The following is a 20,292-nucleotide window of genomic DNA, read 5'->3' as shown; positions in this document are numbered from 1 at the left end:
CTTGGCGTCGCGCAAGCGTCTGAACGGTCCGGCGGCCGGTGCCCTCGTCGCGATTCTCGCGGCAGTGGTGCTGGCCGCCGACCAGTTCACGAAGTACCTCGCCCTCGAGAACCTGCCGTACCAGCGTGAGGTCCCCGTCCTCGGCGACTTCTTCCAGCTTTACCTGACGAAGAACCCCGGTGCGGCGTTCTCGCTGGGGACCGGCGTCACGTGGCTCTTCACGATCGTGCTCGCTGCTGTCGCGGTGGTCGTGATCGTGCTCACTGTACGCAGCGTGCGCACGCGGTCGTGGGCCATCGTCCTCGGACTCCTTCTGGGGGGCGTGCTCGGCAATCTCACCGACCGCCTGCTGCGCGAACCCGGTTTCCTCGTCGGGCACGTGATCGACTTCATCCACACGCCGTGGATGTGGCTGTGGTTCCCCTCTGCGATCTACAACGTCGCCGACATGTTCATCGTGACGATGATGATCTCCGTCGCCGTGCTCGTGGTGATCGGCATCCGCTTCGATGGTTCACGAGAGCGGCGAACAGCAGACGCGCCCGCCGAATCGACGACCGACGCCCCCGCGGACCGCTGAGATGCCGCAGCGCGCGCTCCCGGTTCCCGACGGACTCGACGGCGTTCGTGTCGACGCCGCGCTGGCCAAGCTGCTCGGATTCTCCCGCACCTTCGCCGCGGAGGTGGCGGCTGCGGGCGGTGTGACCCTCGATGATCGCACGCTCGGCAAGTCCGACAAGCTCGTCGCCGGGTCCTGGCTCGACGTCTTCTGGGAGGAGCGGGCTGAAGCGCAGATCGTCCCGGTCGCGGTGCCCGACCTGGGGATCGTGCACGACGATGACGACATCGTCGTCGTCGACAAGCCGGCCGGCGTCGCCGCGCACCCGTCGCTCGGGTGGGACGGACCGACGGTCCTGGGCGCGCTGGCAGCCGCGGGCTATCGCATCGCCACGACGGGTGCCGCCGAGCGTCAGGGCGTCGTGCACCGGCTCGATGTCGGCACCAGCGGTCTCATGGTCGTCGCCAAGAGCGAGCGCGCCTACGTCGCGCTCAAGCGCGCGTTCAAGGAGCGCGAGGTCGAGAAGATCTACCACGCCGTGGTGCAAGGTCATCCCGATCCGCTCTCGGGAACGATCGATGCCCCGATCGGCCGCCACCCCTCGCACTCCTGGAAGTTCGCCGTCACGCCCACGGGCAAAGACTCCGTCACCCACTACGAGACGCTCGAGGCGTTCCCGGGCGCATCATTGCTCGAGGTGCACCTCGAGACCGGACGGACGCATCAGATCCGTGTGCACATGGCCGCGCATCGGCATCCCTGCGTCGGCGATCCGCTGTACGGCGCCGACCCGACGCTGTCCGCCCGGCTCGGGCTGACCCGTCAGTGGCTGCACGCCCACCGGCTCGCATTCGATCACCCGGTGACGGGGGAGTGGTCGACCTTCGTCTCGCCGTACGCCCCCGACCTCGCGCGCGCCCTCGAGGTACTCCGCGGCGATTGACGTCTGCCCGCAAGCAGAACCGCCGGGCGAGGTCTCGCTATGGCTCGCCGAGCCGGTCGGCGAGAGCCCGCGCTTCGCGCCGTGCCGTGATGAGCCGGCCGAGCAGGTCGCCGTGCATCGCCTCGGCAGGGCGGGCATCGCCGTGGGCATGGATGAGCGCGAGGCCGCCGCGGAGGTTCGTCGCCGCGCCGCCGAGTCCTGCGGCCACGGCATCGGAGGCGACGGCGACGTCGGACATGAGGTGGTGGTTGCCGACGTCGGCGAGGAGGCGCACCTCCGTCCACACCCCGAGCGCGATGTCGCCGAGTGCGGCCGACGTCTCGATCGCACGGGTCGCCGCGTCGACGATGCGCCGATCGCGATCGTCCGGATCCTCATCCTGTGCCGGTCGGAGTGCGGCGCCGAGGGCGCCCGACGCGCGGCCGTCGTCATCCGCTGCCGCCACGGCCGCGTCACGAAGCCGGGCGAGTCGGCGGTCGATGCCGGTCGCGGCGGGCTCTGCGGCGCTGTAGCGACTCACCATCTGAGCCAGTGCCGCGGCGACCGCGGTCACGACTCCGCTGGCGGTCCCGCCTCCCGGGTCGCCCTGATCCTGCGCGAGCGCGTCGAGCAGGTCGCCCAGAGCGACGCGGGAACTCACCGGCCGCCCCGGAATGTGGCCGGGTCGTCCTCCGCGACGGCGAGTGCGATCTTGCGGACGTGCTCCGGCGCGACGTCGGTCATCTGGCCGAGGTCGTAGAACCCCACCTCCGTCAGCTCGCCGTCGGCGGGGTGCGGGTCGCCCGAGACCCACGAGCACCGGAACACCAGATCGAGGTAGTCGACCTGATCGCCGTTGGCATAGATGATCCGGGGGATCTGATGCACGAGCGCGAGGCGCTCGGCGCGGACGACGACTCCCGCTTCTTCGAGGCACTCGCGGACGGCCGCGTCAGCGGGCTCCTCGCCCGGATCGACGATGCCCGACACGGGTTGCCAGCTGCCGTTGTCGGCTCGCTTGCCCAGAAGCACCTTCTCGTCGCGGAACACCACGGCGGTCACCCCCACGAGGGGGAGCGGAGCGGTGCCGATCTTCTCGCGCAGATCGAGGACGAAGTCGGGAGTGGCCATGGGCCCAGCCTAAGACCGGTGTCCGAGCCCGAACGTAGACTCGTCTGGTGGCATCCGACTCCTTCGTTCATCTGCACGTGCACAGCGAGTACTCGATGCTCGACGGTGCAGCCAAGATCGCGGCCATGACCCAAGCGGCGGCCGATTACGGCATGCCGGCGATCGCCGTGACCGACCACGGCAACACCTTCGCCGCGTTCGAGTTCTACCGGGCCGCGAAGGCCGCGGGCGTCAAGCCGATCATCGGCCTCGAGGCCTACGTCACGCCGGGCACCCATCGCAGTGACAAGTCCCGCGTGGCGTGGGGTTCTCCCGAGCAGAAGAGCGACGACGTGTCGGGTTCTGGCGCCTACACCCACATGACGATGTGGAGCCAGAGCACCGAAGGCATGCACAACCTGTTCCGGTTGAGCTCGCGGTCGAGCATGGAGGGCTATTACTTCAAGCCGCGCATGGACCGCGAGCTGCTCCAGACCTACGGCAAGGGGCTCATCGCGACCACGGGCTGCCCCTCGGGCGAGGTGCAGACGCGGCTCCGCCTCGGTCAGTACGACGCTGCTCGCGCTGCGGCCGCCGAGTTCCAAGACATCTTCGGCAAAGAGAACTACTTCGCCGAGATCATGGATCACGGCTTGTCGATCGAGCGCCGGGTCATGACCGACCTGCTGCGTCTCGCGAAAGACCTCGACATCCCGCTCGTCGCGACCAACGACTCGCACTACACGCATCAGCACGAGGCCGACGCGCACGCGGCGCTGCTCTGCGTGCAGTCCGGTTCGACGCTCGATGACCCGAACCGCTTCAAGTTCGACGGCGACGGCTACTACATCAAGACCGCTCAGGAGATGCGGCAGCTCTTCCGCGACCACCCCGAGGCGTGCGACAACACCCTCCTCATCGCCGAGCGCTGCGAGGTCGAGTTCAACACCTCGGCCAACTACATGCCGCGATTCCCCGTTCCCGACGGCGAGACCGAAGACAGCTGGCTGGTCAAGGAGGTCGAGGCGGGCCTGCACTACCGGTACCCCGGCGGCATCCCCGACAAGGTGCGCAAGCAGGCCGAGTACGAGACGGGCATCATCCTCCAGATGGGCTTCCCGGGCTACTTCCTCGTCGTCGCCGACTTCATCAACTGGGCCAAGGACAATGGCATCCGTGTGGGCCCCGGCCGCGGTTCGGGCGCCGGCTCGATGGTGGCCTACGCGATGCGCATCACCGATCTCGACCCGCTCGAGCACGGACTCATCTTCGAGCGATTCCTCAACCCCGACCGCGTCAGCATGCCCGACTTCGACGTCGACTTCGACGACCGTCGCCGCGGCGAGGTCATCGAGTACGTCACTGAGAAGTACGGTTCCGAGCGCGTCGCGCAGATCGTCACCTACGGCACGATCAAGTCGAAGCAGGCGCTGAAGGATGCTGGGCGCGTGCTGGGCTTCCCATTCAGCATGGGTGAGAAGCTCACCAAGGCGATGCCGCCGCCCGTGATGGGAAAGGACATGCCCCTCGACGGCATGTTCAACAAGGACCACCCGCGGTTCAAGGAGGCCAGCGAGTTCCGTGCCCTGATCGACACCGATCCCGAAGCGAAGACGGTCTTCGACCGGGCACTCGGGCTCGAAGGTCTGAAGCGGCAGTGGGGTGTGCACGCGGCCGGTGTCATCATGTCGTCGGAACCCCTCCTCGACATCATCCCGATCATGCGTCGCGAGCAGGACGGCCAGATCGTCACGCAGTTCGACTACCCGTCCTGCGAGACGCTCGGGCTCATCAAGATGGACTTCCTGGGGCTGCGAAACCTCACGATCATCTCGGACGCGCTCGACAACATCCGCATGAACCGGGGCGAGGAACTCGATCTCGAACATCTCGAGCTCGATGACCGCCCGGCCTACGACCTCCTCACCCGCGGCGACACGCTCGGGGTGTTCCAGCTCGACGGCGGGCCGATGCGCTCGCTCCTCCGGCTGATGAAGCCCGACAACTTCGAAGACATCTCCGCCGTCATCGCGCTGTACCGCCCGGGTCCGATGGGCGCCAACTCGCACACGAACTACGCGCTCCGTAAGAACGGCCTGCAGCCGATCACCCCGATCCATCCCGAGCTCGAAGAACCACTGCGCGACATCCTCGACACCACGTACGGCCTGATCATCTATCAGGAGCAGGTCATGGCGATCGCTCAGAAGGTCGCAGGCTTCTCGCTCGGTCAGGCAGACATCCTCCGCCGCGCGATGGGCAAGAAGAAGAAGTCCGAGCTCGACAAGCAGTACGAGGGCTTCTCGGGGGGCATGAAGGAGCGCGGCTTCGGCGAGGCCGCCATCAAGGCGCTCTGGGACATCCTGCTGCCGTTCTCCGACTACGCGTTCAACAAGGCGCACTCCGCCGCGTACGGTCTCGTCTCGTACTGGACCGCCTACCTCAAGGCGCACTATCCCGCCGAGTACATGGCTGCCCTGCTCACGAGCGTCGGCGACTCGAAGGACAAGATGGCGGTGTACCTGAACGAATGCCGCCGCATGGGCATCAAGGTGCTGCCGCCCGATGTGGGCGAGTCCATCAGGTACTTCGCGGCCGTCGGCGAAGACATCCGATTCGGTCTGGGCGCGGTGCGCAACGTCGGTGCGAACGTGGTCGACGGCATCATCGCGTCGCGGGCCGACGACAACTACGTCAGCTTCCACGACTTCCTCACCAAGGTCCCGCTTCACGTCGCGAACAAGCGGACCGTGGAGTCGTTGATCAAGGCGGGCGCCTTCGACTCGCTGGGCTCGACCCGGCGGGCGCTCATGGAGATCCATGAGGATGCCGTCGAAGCCGCGGTCGACGCCAAGAGAAAGGCCGCCACGGGCGCGATCGGTTTCGACTTCGACAGCCTGTACGACGAGACCGAGGAGGTCATGCCGGCGAAGGTCCCCGAGCGGCCGGAGTGGACGAAGAAGGACAAGCTGGCGTTCGAGCGCGAGATGCTCGGCCTCTACGTGTCCGACCACCCCTTGGCCGGGTTGGAGATCCCGCTCGCCAAGCACGCCTCCACCTCGATCCACGATCTGCTGGCGTCGGAAGACGTTCAGGACGGCGACCAGGTCACCGTCGCGGGGCTCGTCACGAGCGTGCAGCACCGCGTGGCCAAGCAGAGCGGCAACCCCTACGGCATGATCACCGTCGAGGACTTCGACGGTGAAGTGACCGTGATGTTCATGGGGAAGACCTACACGGAGTTCCAGAGCATGCTCGTGGCCGACTCGATCCTGGTCGTCCGTGGGCGCGTATCCCGCCGCGATGACGGGCTGAACCTTCACGGTCAGTCGGCGTTCTCGCCCGACCTCGGGTCGTTCGATGCCGCCGGGCCGCTCGTGCTGCTGCTCCCGGAGCAGCGTGCGACGGAGTCGACGATCGGCGAGCTGGCGGCCGTCCTGCGTCGCCACAGCGGCGAGACCGAGGTCTCGCTGAAGCTTCATAGAGCAGGTACGGCGAAGGTGTTCGAGGTGCCGCATCCGGTGCGCGTCACGCCCGATCTCTACGGCGAGCTCAAGGGACTTCTGGGACCTCAGTGTCTGGGTTGAGCCGGGTAGGATTCCACCGCAGCGCAACCGCCGCGACGAAGGGAACATCGTGACCGACGAGAAGAACATCCACTCCGACGACGGCCGTCCCGAGGACGCAGCGCCCGGCGTTGCCGAGCCGGAACACGACGTCGCGACTCGCGACGAGTTCGATGGGACGTCGACGACCGAGGCGGCTGCCGATGCGTTCGCCCCGGCACCGGAAGTGGGGGACGCCATCGAGGCGCACGATGAGGCGCCGGTCGACGAGTCGTCCGCCGAGCCCGTCTCAGACGGTTCCGACACAGGCGACCAGTTCGTCTCGGACCGGAGCGCCGACGAGCCTTCCGCCCAGCCGGCCGCGGTCGCGACGGGGGAGACGCCGCCGCAGTACGGCGTCGGCCCGCTGTCGATCCGCGAGGTCGCTCTCGCGGGTGTCTGGGCGATCGCCTTCATCTGCTCCTTCTTCCCGGTCTACGGCCGGTTCGGGGCCGGTGTGTCGGTGTGGGGAGCCGGTATCGACTGGATCCTGACGATCGGCGTCCCCACGGTGGCGGTGTTCCTGGTGCTGCTTCGCCGGTTCTCTCCGCAGGGCATCCGTCGGGTCGGATCGCTCGGCATCGACCAGTTCGCTTCCGTGGCCTTCTCGGTCTCGGCGACAGTGTGGCTCGGGATCATCTGGAGCTCGTTCGCAGGCCTCGCGCAGTCGGGGGTGTTCCTCGCCAGCTGGGTGGTCTGGGTCGAGGTCATCCTGGCCCTCGCGGGTGTCGTCCTCACCGTCGTCGCGCCGCACCTCCCGGTCTTGGGTGAAGACTTCGCCCACCGTGCCGAGTCGCCCGCCCACCGCGTCGCGCGCGCGACGCGTCCCGTTGTCGCGCGGCCGGCGTCGGCGCGGCCGACCCCGTCGCACAACGTCATGTACACGGCCCCGCACAACGCGGCAGCCGTGAACGCCGAGTACACGGGTTATGCCGCTCCGGCAGGCAGCGCCGCGTACTCGGGTGCGCCGACGTACTCGGCTGCTCCGACGCACTCGGACGCTGGGGGATCGGCGCCTGCCGATGCAGCCGAGCCGTTCGACACGGGAGCCACCACGGTCATCGAGCCCATTGCGGCGCCGCAGGCGTTCTGGGCGCTGGCTCCGGAAGAGCGCGATGTCCTCGACGAGATGGGCGAGCCGCTGTTCCGGGTCGGTCCCACCGCATGGGCGCTCGTCATCGAGGACCGCGGTGAGGTGTTCGTCGTCCGTCACGAGGACGGTCGTGTCGGCTACCTGCACGACACCAGCGATGTCACGCGCGGCTGAGTCCGCGGTGGCCGCGCGCTAGCCTGGAACGATGCGCACCATCGATCTTCGCGGCCGTCGGATGACGCCCGCTGAGTTGCTCGCCGCCGTTCCCCGGGCCGAGGCCGCGCGTGGGCTCGCTCTGGCCACCGCAGCAGAGATCGTCCACGATGTGGCTGCGCGGGGAGAGGTCTCGCTCCGTGAACAGGCGGCACGGTTCGACGGTGTCGAGGGTCACGCCGTGCGTGTTCCCGCCGACCACCTCGAGGAGGCGCTGGGAAATATCTCACCGGCCGTTCGGGCAGCGATCGAGGAGTCGATCCGCCGCGTTCGGCTGGCTTCGGCAGCGCAGGTCCCGCCCGATCGGGTGACGGAGCTCGGCCCCGGTGCGCGCGTCGAGCAGCGCTGGCGGCCCGTGCGTCGCGTCGGCGTCTACGTGCCCGGCGGCAAGGCCGTGTACCCCTCGAGCGTCGTGATGAACGTCGTGCCCGCGCAGGTCGCCGGTGTCGAGACGGTGGCGCTCGCTTCGCCCCCGCAGCGCGACCACGGCGGACGGGTGCACCCGGTTATCCTGGCCGCGGCGCGCCTCCTCGGCATCTCCGAGGTCTACGCGATGGGGGGCGCCGGCGCGATCGGTGCCTTCGCCTACGGCGTCGGCTCGCTCGAGCTCGACCCTGTCGACGTCATCTCCGGGCCGGGCAACAACTTCGTCGCCCTCGCCAAGCGCGTCGTCGCGGGTGTGGTCGGCACCGATTCGGAGGCCGGAGCGACCGAGATCCTGATCGTCGCCGATGCCGCTGCCGACGCCGACCTCGTGGCGGCTGACCTCGTCAGCCAGGCGGAGCACGACGAACAGGCCGCGGCTGTTCTCGTCACCGACTCTGTCGATCTGGCGCAGGCCGTCGCCGAGCGGGTTTCGATCCGCGCGACTGCGACCCGACACGCCGAGCGTGTCGCGGTCGCGCTGGACGGACCACAGTCCGCCATCGTCCTGGTCGACGACATCGCGGCTGCGGCGGCGTTCTCGAACGCCTACGCCCCCGAGCACCTCGAACTGCACCTGCGCGACCCGCGGACCGACGACTTCGTCAACGCGGGGGCGGTGTTCGTCGGCTCGCACACGCCGGTGAGCCTCGGCGACTACCTCGCGGGCAGCAACCACGTGTTGCCGACGGGGGGACAGGCCCGGTACGCCGCCGGTCTCGGGGCGGCGACATTCCTGCGATCGCAGCAGGTCATCACCTACGACCGCGACGCGCTGCGGGCCGTGCACGACGGCATCCTGGCTCTGTCCGACTCCGAGCAGCTGCCCGCGCACGGCGAGGCCGTGTCCGCGCGTTTCAACGCGTAATCTGGGCTGGTCATGCATTGCCCTTTCTGCCGCAATCCCGATTCCCGCGTCATCGACTCCCGCACGAGCGATGACGGCCTGAGCATCCGCCGCCGGCGCCAATGCCCGAAATGCGGCGGCCGCTTCTCGACCATCGAGACGGCGAGCCTCAACGTCATCAAGCGCTCGGGTGTGATTGAGCCGTTCAGCCGCGAGAAGGTGATGTCCGGCGTTCGCAAGGCCTGCCAGGGGAGGCCGGTGACAGAGGCCGACCTCGCCGTGCTGGCGCAGGCGGTCGAAGAGGCCGTGCGTCAGACCGGTTCGTCGCAGATCGACACGAACGAGATCGGGCTCGCGATCCTCGGACCGCTCCGAAACCTCGATGAGATCGCGTACCTCCGCTTCGCGAGCGTCTACCAGGCCTTCGACACGCTCGAAGACTTCGAGGCTGCGATCGAACAGCTGCGGGCAGACCACATCGGCGCACGGACAACAGAGGACGCAGGCTCGCTTTAGGCTGGACGGCGATGTATCCGTTCATCTTCCGCACCGTCTTCTCGCGCATGGAGCCGGAGACCGCGCACCACCTCGTGGTCCCGGTGATCCGGCTGCTGGGCGTTCCGCCGTTCTCGATCATCGCGCGGGCTCTCACGCGCCCGGACCGGTCGCTTCGCACCGAAGCCCTGGGCATCGTCTTCGACTCGCCGTTCGGCGTCGCTGCGGGCTTCGACAAGAACGCCGTCATGATTCGCGGCCTCGGGGCTCTCGGATTCGGCCACGTCGAGGTCGGGACGGTCACGGCCGTCGCGCAGGACGGCAATCCTCGTCCCCGCCTGTTCCGCCTGATCGAAGATCGCGCACTCATCAACCGGATGGGTTTCAACAACCGCGGTGCGGCGGCGGCGGCATCCCGCCTTCGTCGCCTCCGGCGCGGCAGCCATCACGCCGTGGTCGGTGCCAACATCGGCAAGAGCCGCGTCGTCGACGTCGAGCATGCCACGGCCGACTACGTCGAGAGCACCCGTCTGGTCGCGCCCCAGGCCGACTACCTCGTCGTCAACGTCTCATCGCCGAACACCCCCGGGCTGCGGGGGCTCCAGGCGGTCGAGACGCTCCGCCCGCTGCTCGAGGCCGTGCGCGACGCCGCCGGAAAGACTCCGCTGCTGGTGAAGATCGCGCCCGACCTGTCGGACGACGAGGTCACCGCGATCGCGAAGATGGCCGTGGACGCCGGGCTGGCCGGTCTCATCGCCACCAACACGACGATCTCGCGCGACGGACTGCTGACGGACGAGGCGACGATCGAACGGATCGGTGCCGGCGGGCTGTCCGGCGCCCCGCTCCGCCGCCGCGCGCTCGAGGTTCTGCGCCTCGTGCGCTCGGTCGTTCCCGACGATTTCTGCGTCATCGCAGCCGGGGGAGTCGAGACCGCCGCCGACGTCCAGGAGCGCTTGGCGGCGGGCGCAGACCTGGTTCAGGGGTACACCGCGTTCATCTACCGAGGCCCGCTGTGGGCGCGGCAGATCAATCGCGGTCTGGTCGAGCTCAGACGGGGCGCTGGCCGCGCTTGACCTGAGGCTTCGGGAGGCGCATGAAGCGCATCTGGATCGAACGCATCGCGCCGTACCAGCCGAGCCCCTTCTCCATCCGCTCCGCACCGAACTTGGCGCGGGCGGCCTTCTTCACCCGGAAGCTGGTGATGACCATGTCGCCGATCACGAGCAGGATGAACGCCCACAGTGCGATGAAAGCGTAGAACGTCACGGCGTTCGAGCCGAGGAAGGTGACGATGATGACGAGCACCATCGCTCCCATGACGAGCTCACCGAGGTGCCATCCGGCGTCGATGTAGTCGCGGACGAAGCGGCGCTGCGGCCCCTTGTCGCGGACCGGCAGATAACGCTCGTCGCCGTTGGCCATACCGATGCGGGCCTTGTCGCGCCGCTCGGCCAGCTCAGCGCGGGCGCGCGCCTTGGCTTCCTTGGTATCGGGCACCAGCGGTCGCTTCCGGGCCGCCTCCTGGGCGGCGCGGCTGGGAGTGGGACGGTTCTTGCCTGCGCCCGTCGACGCCTGGTCGGCGTCGTCCGGAGCGGGGGCAGCGGGAGTTTTGGCCACGGGGATCCTCGGGTTCTGCGACGAACGTGCCTTCTAAGATTACCCGCATGACCTCCGAATCTCCTCGGTCCGTCGCCGTACGCGACGCCGCCCTCTCCGCCGTTCCTGCCGCTCTCGCCGATCTGGGTGCTCTCGTGCGGATCCCGTCGGTCGCCTTCCCCGGATTCGATCGGGCCGAGGTGGAGCGCAGCGCGGAGGCTGTTGCGGGGCTGGCACGCGGACTCGGCATCTTCGATCGCGTCGAGGTGGCCACCGCCACCGTGCCCGAGACGGGCGAAGAGGGGATGCCGGCAGTCCTGGCGACTCGTGCCGCGCGCAACGGTCGGCCGACGATCCTCCTCTACGCGCACCACGACGTGCAGCCGGTGGGTGACGAAGCGCTCTGGGAGTCCGCGCCCTTCGAGCCGACGGTTCGAGACGGCCGGCTGTACGGTCGCGGCGCAGCCGACGACAAAGCGGGGGTCATGGCGCACATCGGCGCCCTGCGCGCGCTCGTCGACGCCGTCGGCGAGGATTTCGACCTCGGGGTCAACCTCTTCATCGAGGGGGAGGAGGAGGCCGGCTCGGCATCCTTCGCCGCTTTCCTGTCCGAGAACGCCGACGCGCTGCGCGCCGACGTGATCGTCGTGGCTGACTCCGGCAACTGGGATGCCACGACCCCCGCGCTGACCGTGTCACTGCGAGGCAACGCGCGTTTCACCATGACGGTGCGAACGCTCGAGCACGCGTCCCACTCGGGGATGTTCGGGGGAGCGGTCCCCGACGCCATGCTGGCGACGGTGAAGCTGCTCGGCACGCTCTGGGACGACGAGGGCGGCGTCGCGGTCGAGGGCCTGACCGAGCGTGACGCGGAGACGCCGGAGTACTCGGAGGCGACCCTCCGTTCCGAGGCGGGTCTTCCGTCGGGGGTCTCGCCGATCGGCTCGGGCACGATCCTCTCGCGCATCTGGAACAAGCCCTCGATCACCGTGACGGGCATCGACGCGCCGAACGTGCGGAACGCCTCGAACACGCTGAGTCCGGAGGTGTCGGTCGTCATCTCCGCCCGCGTCGCGCCGGGGCAGTCCGCCGACGAGGCGTACCGTGCGATCGAGGAGCACCTGCGCGCCCATGCGCCCTTCGGCGCAGAGGTGAGCTTCCGTGACGTCGAGACCGGGAACCCGTTCCTCGTCGACACAACCGGAGAGGCGGTGTCGCACGCGCGGGCCGCGCTGGCGGAGGGCTACGGCGTCGAGCCTGTCGATATCGGTGTGGGCGGATCGATCCCCTTCATCGCAGACCTCGTGCGCGAGTTCCCGGCCGCGCAGATCCTCGTCACCGGTGTCGAGGACCCGCATGCACGCGCGCACAGCCCGAACGAGTCGCTCCACCTCGACACCTTCCGGCACGCCCTCGTCTCCGAGGCGCTGCTGCTCGAGCGGCTGGACGCCGGCTCGCGCTGACGATCACGAGGTCATCTCGGACCGACCCGCGGCCGGTGCTCACGCGTAGAATCGTGGCACCGGCCGCGTGTCTTGCGGCCCGAGACCTCGGGAGAATCATGACCGACATCGCCACGTCCGACACCGTCCGAGCCCACGGCGTCTCGCTGACCGATGAGGCGGCGCTCAAGGTGAAGAGCCTCCTCTCGCAGGAGAACCGCGACGACCTCCGCCTGCGCGTCGCCGTCCAGCCCGGCGGATGCAGCGGATTGATCTACCAGCTCTACTTCGACGAGCGTTTCCTCGACGGCGACAAGGCCGTCGACTTCGACGGCGTCGAGGTCATCGTCGACGACATGTCGGTGCCCTACCTCGACGGCGCGACCATCGACTTCAAGGACACGATCTCGGAGCAGGGCTTCACGATCGACAACCCCAACGCGGCGGGTTCGTGCGCGTGCGGCGACAGCTTCCACTGACCCCCGCCCGCGACACCCCTCGACTCCGACATCCTGAATGGATGGCCTGAATAGGGTGAAAGCTTGCCCTAGACTGAAGGTCGAACCATTCGTCCCGGAAAGGTGCACTGTGCGCTTCAAACGCCGCCTCCGCTGGGCCGTGATCCCGCTCGGGATCGTCACGGCAGTATCCCTCGCAGCTTGTACACCGACGGAGCTGAACGGCTACCTTCCCGGATTCACCGATGACGGTACCCAGGCGACCAACCGCACCGAGATGGTGTCGGGTCTCTGGGTGAACTCCTGGATCGTCCTCCTCGCCGTCGGCGTGCTGACGTGGGGTCTCATGGCATTCGCCGCGATCGCCTACCGCCGCCGTCGCGGCCAGACGGGTCTGCCGGTCCAGCTGCGCTACAACATGCCGATCGAGATCTTCTACACGATCGTGCCGCTCATCCTCGTCATCGGGTTCTTCGCCTTCACGGCGCGTGACCAGTCGATCCTCGAGACGCAGTACGACGACCCCGATGTCTCGATCACCGCGATCGGCAAGCAGTGGGCGTGGGACTTCCAGTACAACGGCGACGACTCGGACAACTCCGACGCCGTCTGGACCATGGGTGTGCAGGCGCAGCCCGACGCCGAAGGCAACATCGATCAGGACGCGCTGCCCACGCTCGTGCTCCCGGTCGACAAGGAGGTCAAGATCAACCTCCAGTCGCGCGACGTCATCCACTCGTTCTGGGTCATCGACTTCTTGTACAAGAAGGACATGTACCCGCACCGCGACACCAACTCGTGGTCTTTCGTCCCCACTCGTGAGGGAACGTACGCCGGCAAGTGCGCCGAGCTGTGCGGCGAATACCACTCGATGATGTTGTTCAACGTCAAGGTCGTCTCCGAGCAGGAGTACGAGGAGTACCTCGAGTCGCTGCGCGCCAGCGGCCAGACCGGTGACATCAACAAGGCATACGACCGCCTCCAGAACGCTCCGGGAACGGGCGCGGTCACCGACGACTCCGGCGAGGGAAGCCACTGATGGCCACGACACTTCCGCTCCAGGGCGAACAGCCCGCAGGCCGCCCCACGACCCTGCCGCCGCGTCAGGCGGCGCTGCTCAGCGCTTCGCGCGTCGAGCAGAAGGGCAACATCATCGTCAAGTGGATCACGTCCACTGACCACAAGACGATCGGGTACATGTACCTCATCGCCTCCGTGTTGTTCTTCCTCCTCGGTGGCGTGATGGCGCTGATCATCCGTGCTGAGCTCTTCGAGCCCGGCATGCAGATCGTGCCCACCAAGGAGCAGTACAACCAGCTCTTCACGATGCACGGCACGATCATGCTCCTGATGTTCGCGACGCCGCTGTTCGCGGGCTTCGCCAACGCGATCCTGCCGCTGCAGCTCGGTGCTCCCGACGTGGCCTTCCCGCGTCTGAACGCGTTCGCCTTCTGGCTGTTCCTGTTCGGCTCGATCATCGCGATCTCGGGCTTCCTCACGCCGCAGGGCGCCGCCTCGTTCGGGTGGTTCGCATATCAGCCACTGGCCAATGCGACCTTCTCGCCGGGAGCCGGTGGAAACCTCTGGATGCTCGGCCTCGGCATGAGCGGTTTCGGAACCATCCTCGGCGCCGTGAACTTCATCACCACGATCATCACGATGCGCGCTCCGGGCCTCACGATGTGGCGGATGTCGATCTTCTCGTGGAACACGCTCGTCACGAGCATCCTCATCCTCATGGCGTTCCCCGTGCTGGCGGCGGCGATCTTCGCTGCAGCATCCGACCGTGTCCTGGGCTCGCACATCTACGACCCGGCCAACGGCGGTGTCCTGCTCTGGCAGCACCTGTTCTGGTTCTTCGGCCACCCCGAGGTGTACATCATCGCGCTGCCGTTCTTCGGCATCGTCTCCGAGATCCTCCCGGTGTTCAGCCGCAAGCCGATCTTCGGATACAAGACGCTGATCTACGCGACCATCGCGATCGCCGCTCTCTCGGTCGCCGTCTGGGCGCACCACATGTACGTCACCGGCGCCGTGCTGCTGCCGTTCTTCGCGCTGATGACGATGCTCATCGCGGTGCCGACGGGTGTGAAGATCTTCAACTGGATCGGCACGATGTGGCGAGGCTCCGTCACGTTCGAGACGCCCATGGTCTTCACCCTCGGCTTCCTCGTCTCGTTCGTCTTCGGTGGTCTCACCGGCGTCATCCTGGCGTCGCCCCCGCTCGACTTCCACCTCTCCGACTCGTACTTCGTCGTGGCGCACTTCCACTACGTCGTCTTCGGCACGGTCGTGTTCGCGATGTTCGCGGGCTTCTACTTCTGGTGGCCGAAGTGGACCGGGCGCATGCTCAACGAGCGTCTCGGCATGGTGCACTTCTGGATGCTGTTCATCGGTTTCCACATGACCTTCCTCATCCAGCACTGGCTGGGCGTCGACGGCATGGTCCGCCGCTACGCCGACTACTCGGCGGCTGACGGCTGGACGTGGCAGAACCAGGTCTCCACGATCGGTGCCATCATCCTCGGTGCGTCGATGATCCCGTTCTTCCTGAACGTCTGGATCACCTCGCGCACCGCCCCCAAGGTCACGGTCAACGACCCCTGGGGCTACGGAGCCTCGCTCGAGTGGGCGACGAGCTGCCCGCCGCCGCGTCACAACTTCACGTCGATCCCGCGCATCCGCAGCGAGCGACCGGCGTTCGACCTGAACCACCCCGAGGCCGCCATCCCGGTCGGCGTGGGCCCCGCGAAGGACGCCCCCGATGCACCGGTTGTGGATGTCGCCGATGGAGAGGTGAAGTAAGTCGTGAAGACCAACATCAACCTGTGGTGGGTTCTCACGTGGTTCTTCTTCGCGGTGTTCATCACGTACACCGTGTGGAACCTCATCGCTCACACCGACCAGGAACTGTGGTGGCACCGCATCGAGTGGGTGGGGTCGACGGCGCTGCTGTTCACCGGATTCATGGGCGCGATGATCGCGTTCTACGTCTCGCGCGTGCACAAGGCGCAGGGCGGCGTGCTGCCCGAGGACTCGCTCACGGCTGACATCGACGACGGAGACCCCGAAGTCGGCGAGTTCAGCCCGTGGTCCTGGTGGCCGCTCGTTCTGGCCTTCGCGGCTTCGGTGTTCATCATCGGCCTCGCGGTCGGGCAGTTCCTGCTTCCCATCGGTTTCGCGATCTTCATCGTCGCCATCGTCGGATGGGTCTACGAGTACTACCGCGGATACTTCGCGCGCTGACACCAGCGCCTCACGACGGCCATCGCACTCCGGTGCGGTGGCCGTTTCCGTTTACCGGGGTCGTGCCGCGTTGCTGGGGCCGCGCCGCGTTGCTGGGGCCGCGCCGCGTTGCTGGGGCCGCGCCCCGTCGCCGGGTGCCGCGATGCAAGCGATCGTTCGAGACAGGCGGGCTGCTTCGACCCTGGGTCGGCGTGTCGCCCTGGTTCCCTTGCATCCGGGCTCGCACCCACCCACGACGTGGGCGTTGGCTCACTCGACGTCGGCGATGGCTCACTCGACCTCGGCGTTGGCTCAGCCCGAAGGTCGACGCTCCGCGATGCGAGTGTTCTGCGGCGACTCGCGGGCAGAGATGGATGCATGACGGTGTGTCCGTCCCGATCCCTTGCATCCTGGCCCTGGCCCTGGCCCTGGCCCTGGCCCTATGTCTCTGCCTGCGGCTGCGCGCCCGTCCGACCTGGCATCCCACAGGCTCAGTACCGGTTCCGCAACATAGGCGGTCAGACCGATCAAGACGCATTGACCGGCGGCCGGTTGAATCACGACTGACCGCAGCAAGGGCATCCTGCGGTGCGACTCGGCTAGCGGATGCTGCCACGGTGGGCCTGCATGGTGCAGGGGGACCAGCGGCGAACGCCCGAGAAGTCCCACGTGAGGCCCCGGGCAGTGCGAGAAGCGCCTCTAAGAGGCCTGGGTCGCTGTCGTCGCGTTCGCTGTTCCGTCGACCGGGTGCCGCGGCGCGAGTCGCCCCGGCCGCTCGGTGCCTTCGGGCGACGGCACTGGGCCGCCTCACGCGCTAAGCACAGCCAAGGTCCTCCCGAGAGGGCTGCCCGGGCCCACCAGACCCGTCAGGAGCGCACCAACGCCACCAGGGGGTCATATGTGCGGGGGAGGGGGCCGTGTGCGTTCGCCACCGGGTAGCCCTCGCGGGCCCAGTACTCGAATCCGCCGATCATCTCGCGCACGCGGTATCCGAGCTTGGCGAACTCGATGGCGGCCCGGGTGCCACCGTTGCAGCCGGGACTCCAGCAGTAGACGACGACGTCGAGTGAGCGGTTGATCTCCTCTGGCGCGCGTGCCGCGATCTCACGGTGAGGCATATGGACGGCGCCGACGGCATGTCCCTGGGCCCACGCCTCGGCGCTGCGCACGTCGACGAACACGAACGGTTCAGCGGCCCGCTGCGCCTCGTAGACGTCAGCGGCGTCGGTTTCATGGGCGAGCTTGGCGGAGAAGTAGGCGAGCGCATCGGTCATGCCGAACACGCTACGCAGACATGACGACGGCGGGGTGCGACCGATCGGTCACACCCCGCCGTAATCCGGACAGGTCCGGTGTCAGCTCTTCTTCGTCGACTGCCCGCCGTCGGCGTCCTCGTCGGGGACGATGATGTTCGACGGTCGGTTGGCCGTCTCGACACCCTTGCCGTCGTCGATGGGCTGGTGCGGAGCGTCCGGGACACCGGCGCGATCGTGAGCGCCCTGGATCTCAGCGTCCTCTTCCTCGGCGATGTGCTCGAGGTCGTGGTGGGCGTGTGCCCGCGCAGCCTCGATCTCAGCCTGGGTGAGCGGCGCCAGACGGTCTTCGAAGAACCAGCGCGAGAGCCCGGCACGCAGGTTCTCGTGCCACGGGATCTGACCCTTGTCGTTCGGACGGACCACCAGGGGAGCGTTCGTCGTGTAGTCGACCAGCTTGACGAGCTCGTACTCGTCGACGGGCTGGTGCACCTCGATGTACTCGCCACCGGGCAGGCGGACGATGCGACCCGACTCGTAGCCGTGCAGGGCGATCTCGCGGTCCTTCTTCTGGAGCGCGATGCAGATGCGCTTCGTCACGAAGTAGGCGATCACCGGGCCGAGGATCAGGAGCGCCTGCAGCGTGTGGATCACGCCTTCCATCGTCAGGTGGAAGTGCGTCGCGATGATGTCCGACGAGGCGGCGGCCCAGAGGACGGCGTAGAAGGTCACGCCGGCCGCGCCGATCGCGGTGCGGGTCGCCGCGTTGCGCGGGCGCTCAGCGATGTGGTGCTCACGCTTGTCGCCGGTGACCCACGCCTCGATGAAGGGGTAGAGCATGACGATCACGATGAACAGTCCAAGTCCGACGAGCGGGACGAGGATGTTGAACGACCAGGTGCGGTCGAACAGCACGAACTCCCAGTGCGGCGGGACGAGGCGCAGCGCACCGTCGGCGAAGCCGATGTACCAGTCGGGCTGTGTACCTGCCGACACGGGGGAGGGGTCGTACGGTCCGTAGTTCCAGATCGGGTTGATCGTGAACAGCGCGGCGATGAGCACGAGCACGCCGAAGGTGATGAAGAAGAAGCCACCCATCTTCGACATGTACACCGGCATCATCGGGTAGCCCACGACGTTGTTGTTCGTCCGGGCGGGGCCGGCGAACTGCGTGTGCTTGTTCACGATCATGAGCATGAGGTGCAGCGCGAGCAGCGCGACCAGGATCGCCGGCAGCAGCAGGATGTGCAGCGCGTACAGGCGTCCGACGATCTCGGTGCCGGGGAACTCGCCGCCGAACAGCAGGAACGAGGTCCAGGTTCCGATCAGCGGGATGCCCTTGATCATGCCGTCGATGATGCGGAGGCCGTTGCCCGAGAGCACGTCGTCAGGAAGCGAGTACCCGGTGAAGCCCTCGGCCATCGCGAGGATGAACAGGATGAAGCCGATGACCCAGTTGAGCTCACGCGGCTTGCGGAACGCACCGGTGAAGAACACGCGCAGCATGTGCACGCCGATACCGGCGACGAACACGAGCGCAGCCCAGTGGTGCAGCTGGCGAACGAGCAGGCCGCCGCGGATGTCGAACGAGATCTCGAGAGTCGAGGCCATGGCGGCCGACATCTCGAGCCCGCGCATCGGTGCGTAGGCGCCGTAGTAGTGGGTCTCCGCCATCGATGCCTCGAAGAAGAACGTCAGGAACGTTCCCGAGAGCAGGACGACGACGAACGACCACAGCGCGATCTCGCCGAGCATGAACGACCAGTGGTCGGGGAAGATCTTCCGACCCAGCTCCTTGACGAGGCCCGAGATGCTCGTGCGCTCGTCGAGGTAGTTCGCGACGCCGCCGACGAACTTGCCGCCGAGCGGCTTGTCCGAGGGACGTGTGGGGCCGTCAGCGTGGACCGCAGGCGCGGTCGTGACGTTCTCCGTGGGGTGGGTGGAGGTGCTCAATGACGCTCCCAGAAGCTCGGGCCGACGGGTTCGGTGAAGTCGCTGCGTGCGATCAGGTAGCCCTCGTCGTCGACGGTGATCGGGAGCTGGGGCAGCGGACGCGCTGCGGGGCCGAAGATGACGGCTGCCGCGTTGGTGACGTCGAACTGCGACTGGTGGCAGGGGCACAGCAGGTGGTGGGTCTGCTGCTCGTACAGGGCGACGGGGCAGCCGACGTGCGTGCACACCTTGGAGTAGGCGACGATGCCGTCGTACGACCAGTCCTTACGGTCTTCGGCCTCGTTCAGCTGCTCGGGGAGCAGACGCATGAGCAGCACGATCGCCTTGGCCTTCTCTTCGAGGTAGCCGTCGTGGTGCGCCAGCGTCGCGAGCGACTCGGGGATCACGTGCACGGCGGAGCCGAGGGTGAGGTCGGCGGCGCGGATCGGCTTGCCCGTCGGGTCGTGCGCCAGGCGCATGCCCTCTTCCCACATCGTGTGCTTGAGCAGGTGCACGGGGTCGCCGGCGTGCGGGTGCTCGGGGGAGCTGTGCGGCGCGAGGCCGCGGAACAGGGTGATCCCCGGAAGGATGGATGCCGCCAGGGCGACGAAAAGCGAGTTGCGCACCATGGTGCGACGGCCGAAGCCCGACTCGTTGTTCGCGTCGGCGAACACCTGCACCGCCGCGGCGCGGGTCTTCTCGCTGCCTCGCGTGGAGTGGCGGTCCTCGATGAACTCGGTGTCGTTCATCACGGCCTTCGACCAGTGGATCGCGCCGATGCCGATGGCGAGGAGCGCCGTGGCGATGCCGAGACCGATGAACAGGTTGTTCCGTCGGATGTCGCTGATCAGCCCGCTCTCGATCGGGAAGATCAGGTACGCAGCGATCGCCCAGATGCTCGCCGCTGCGGACAGGTAGAACAGGGTGTACACGGTGCGGACCGCGCGCGTCATGGCGGCGGGGTCCTTGTCGGTCATGCGCTTGCGGTGGGGTGCGAGCCCGGGGTTCTGCACCGGGTCGGATACCGCTACGGCAAGCCCCGATGAGGGCACCGGGGAAGCAGGGATCTGCTCGGGCGCCTTCTCGTCAGCCATTTTGCTCCTTGTGCGTTGCTTC

Annotated in this window: 18 protein-coding genes; 12 read left to right on the top strand and 6 right to left on the bottom strand. The window is 67.6% G+C overall.

All coding sequences use genetic code 11. The features are described 5' to 3' along the window. Position 1: 1 nt before the first annotated feature. Together lspA and ACU6RU_RS07950 are read left to right on the top strand one after the other, a co-directional pair. Positions 2-580: a signal peptidase II gene (gene lspA / locus ACU6RU_RS07955; RefSeq protein ID WP_446726261.1), complete on the top strand. Its 579-nt coding sequence runs from the start codon at positions 2-4 to the stop codon at positions 578-580. 1 nt (position 581) lies between these two features. Then, positions 582-1,502, top strand: coding sequence for an RluA family pseudouridine synthase (locus tag ACU6RU_RS07950; protein ID WP_446726260.1), 921 nt, complete (start codon positions 582-584; stop codon positions 1,500-1,502). Between the two features lie 37 nt (positions 1,503-1,539). Here the strand turns inward: ACU6RU_RS07950 and ACU6RU_RS07945 are convergent, their stop codons facing one another. Then, entirely contained in the window at positions 1,540-2,142 is a 603-nt protein-coding gene (locus tag ACU6RU_RS07945) for a cyclodeaminase/cyclohydrolase family protein (protein ID WP_446726259.1), read from the bottom strand. Further along, positions 2,139-2,612, bottom strand: coding sequence for an NUDIX hydrolase (locus ACU6RU_RS07940; RefSeq protein WP_289331236.1), 474 nt, complete (start codon positions 2,610-2,612; stop codon positions 2,139-2,141). Before ACU6RU_RS07940 ends, ACU6RU_RS07945 begins: the two co-directional genes overlap by 4 nt. A 47-nt stretch (positions 2,613-2,659) precedes the next feature. On the opposite strand from ACU6RU_RS07940, the gene dnaE reads away from it, so the two are divergent. Genes dnaE through ACU6RU_RS07915 form a run of 5 tightly spaced genes read left to right on the top strand, consistent with a single transcriptional unit; the run spans position 2,660 to position 10,343 of the window. Then, positions 2,660-6,178 (top strand): DNA polymerase III subunit alpha, encoded by a 3,519-nt coding sequence (gene dnaE / locus ACU6RU_RS07935; protein ID WP_120262965.1) that lies wholly within the window; start codon positions 2,660-2,662, stop codon positions 6,176-6,178. A gap of 49 nt (positions 6,179-6,227) precedes the next feature. Further along, complete coding sequence (locus ACU6RU_RS07930) at positions 6,228-7,463, top strand: hypothetical protein (RefSeq protein WP_446726258.1); 1,236 nt, start codon at positions 6,228-6,230, stop codon at positions 7,461-7,463. 31 nt (positions 7,464-7,494) lie between these two features. Beyond that, a complete protein-coding gene (gene hisD / locus ACU6RU_RS07925) occupies positions 7,495-8,793 on the top strand; it encodes a histidinol dehydrogenase (RefSeq protein ID WP_120262963.1) in 1,299 nt (432 codons plus the stop codon). A 12-nt stretch (positions 8,794-8,805) separates the two neighbouring features. Beyond that, positions 8,806-9,288: a transcriptional regulator NrdR gene (gene nrdR, locus ACU6RU_RS07920; RefSeq protein WP_289331238.1), complete on the top strand. Its 483-nt coding sequence runs from the start codon at positions 8,806-8,808 to the stop codon at positions 9,286-9,288. Positions 9,289-9,299: 11 nt separating this feature from the next. Then, positions 9,300-10,343, top strand: coding sequence for a quinone-dependent dihydroorotate dehydrogenase (locus tag ACU6RU_RS07915; RefSeq protein ID WP_446726257.1), 1,044 nt, complete (start codon positions 9,300-9,302; stop codon positions 10,341-10,343). Here the strand turns inward: ACU6RU_RS07915 and ACU6RU_RS07910 are convergent. Next, a complete protein-coding gene (locus tag ACU6RU_RS07910) occupies positions 10,318-10,887 on the bottom strand; it encodes a DUF3043 domain-containing protein (protein WP_120262960.1) in 570 nt (189 codons plus the stop codon). The genes ACU6RU_RS07915 and ACU6RU_RS07910 overlap by 26 nt on opposite strands. Positions 10,888-10,934: 47 nt before the next feature. Here ACU6RU_RS07910 and ACU6RU_RS07905 point away from each other — a divergent pair, with 47 nt between their 5' ends. The 5 genes from ACU6RU_RS07905 to ACU6RU_RS07885 all read left to right on the top strand — a co-directional run bounded on the left by ACU6RU_RS07905 (position 10,935) and on the right by ACU6RU_RS07885 (position 16,012). Continuing rightward, entirely contained in the window at positions 10,935-12,329 is a 1,395-nt protein-coding gene (locus ACU6RU_RS07905) for a M20/M25/M40 family metallo-hydrolase (protein ID WP_446726256.1), read from the top strand. Positions 12,330-12,427: 98 nt separating this feature from the next. Then, positions 12,428-12,787, top strand: coding sequence for an iron-sulfur cluster insertion protein ErpA (gene erpA / locus ACU6RU_RS07900; protein WP_023951519.1), 360 nt, complete (start codon positions 12,428-12,430; stop codon positions 12,785-12,787). Positions 12,788-12,896: 109 nt separating this feature from the next. Beyond that, complete coding sequence (gene ctaC / locus ACU6RU_RS07895; RefSeq protein WP_446726255.1) at positions 12,897-13,805, top strand: aa3-type cytochrome oxidase subunit II; 909 nt, start codon at positions 12,897-12,899, stop codon at positions 13,803-13,805. After that, positions 13,805-15,571, top strand: a complete 1,767-nt coding sequence (ctaD, locus tag ACU6RU_RS07890; RefSeq protein ID WP_120262957.1) for an aa3-type cytochrome oxidase subunit I — start codon at positions 13,805-13,807, stop codon at positions 15,569-15,571. The genes ctaC and ctaD overlap by 1 nt, the downstream gene beginning before the upstream one ends. A 3-nt stretch (positions 15,572-15,574) precedes the next feature. Continuing rightward, entirely contained in the window at positions 15,575-16,012 is a 438-nt protein-coding gene (locus ACU6RU_RS07885) for a cytochrome c oxidase subunit 4 (protein ID WP_120262956.1), read from the top strand. An 845-nt stretch (positions 16,013-16,857) separates the two neighbouring features. On the opposite strand, the gene ACU6RU_RS07880 is transcribed toward ACU6RU_RS07885, so the two are convergent. The 3 genes from ACU6RU_RS07880 to qcrA form a co-directional block, all read right to left on the bottom strand. Beyond that, on the bottom strand, positions 16,858-17,265 hold the full coding sequence (locus tag ACU6RU_RS07880; protein WP_446726254.1) for a rhodanese-like domain-containing protein: 408 nt from the start codon (positions 17,263-17,265) through the stop codon (positions 16,858-16,860). A gap of 81 nt (positions 17,266-17,346) precedes the next feature. After that, complete coding sequence (qcrB, locus tag ACU6RU_RS07875) at positions 17,347-19,197, bottom strand: cytochrome bc1 complex cytochrome b subunit (RefSeq protein WP_120262955.1); 1,851 nt, start codon at positions 19,195-19,197, stop codon at positions 17,347-17,349. Next, the gene (qcrA, locus tag ACU6RU_RS07870) at positions 19,194-20,270 is read right to left on the bottom strand and encodes a cytochrome bc1 complex Rieske iron-sulfur subunit (protein WP_120262954.1); all 1,077 of its coding nucleotides are present in this window, start codon (positions 20,268-20,270) and stop codon (positions 19,194-19,196) included. The genes qcrB and qcrA overlap by 4 nt, the downstream gene beginning before the upstream one ends. Between the last annotated feature and the right edge of the window lie 22 nt (positions 20,271-20,292).

It is taken from the genome of Microbacterium sp. F1-18, assembly GCF_052921305.1.
The sequence above is the reverse complement of the archived record's forward strand: the minus strand, read 5'-3'. Positions and strand labels throughout refer to the sequence as shown.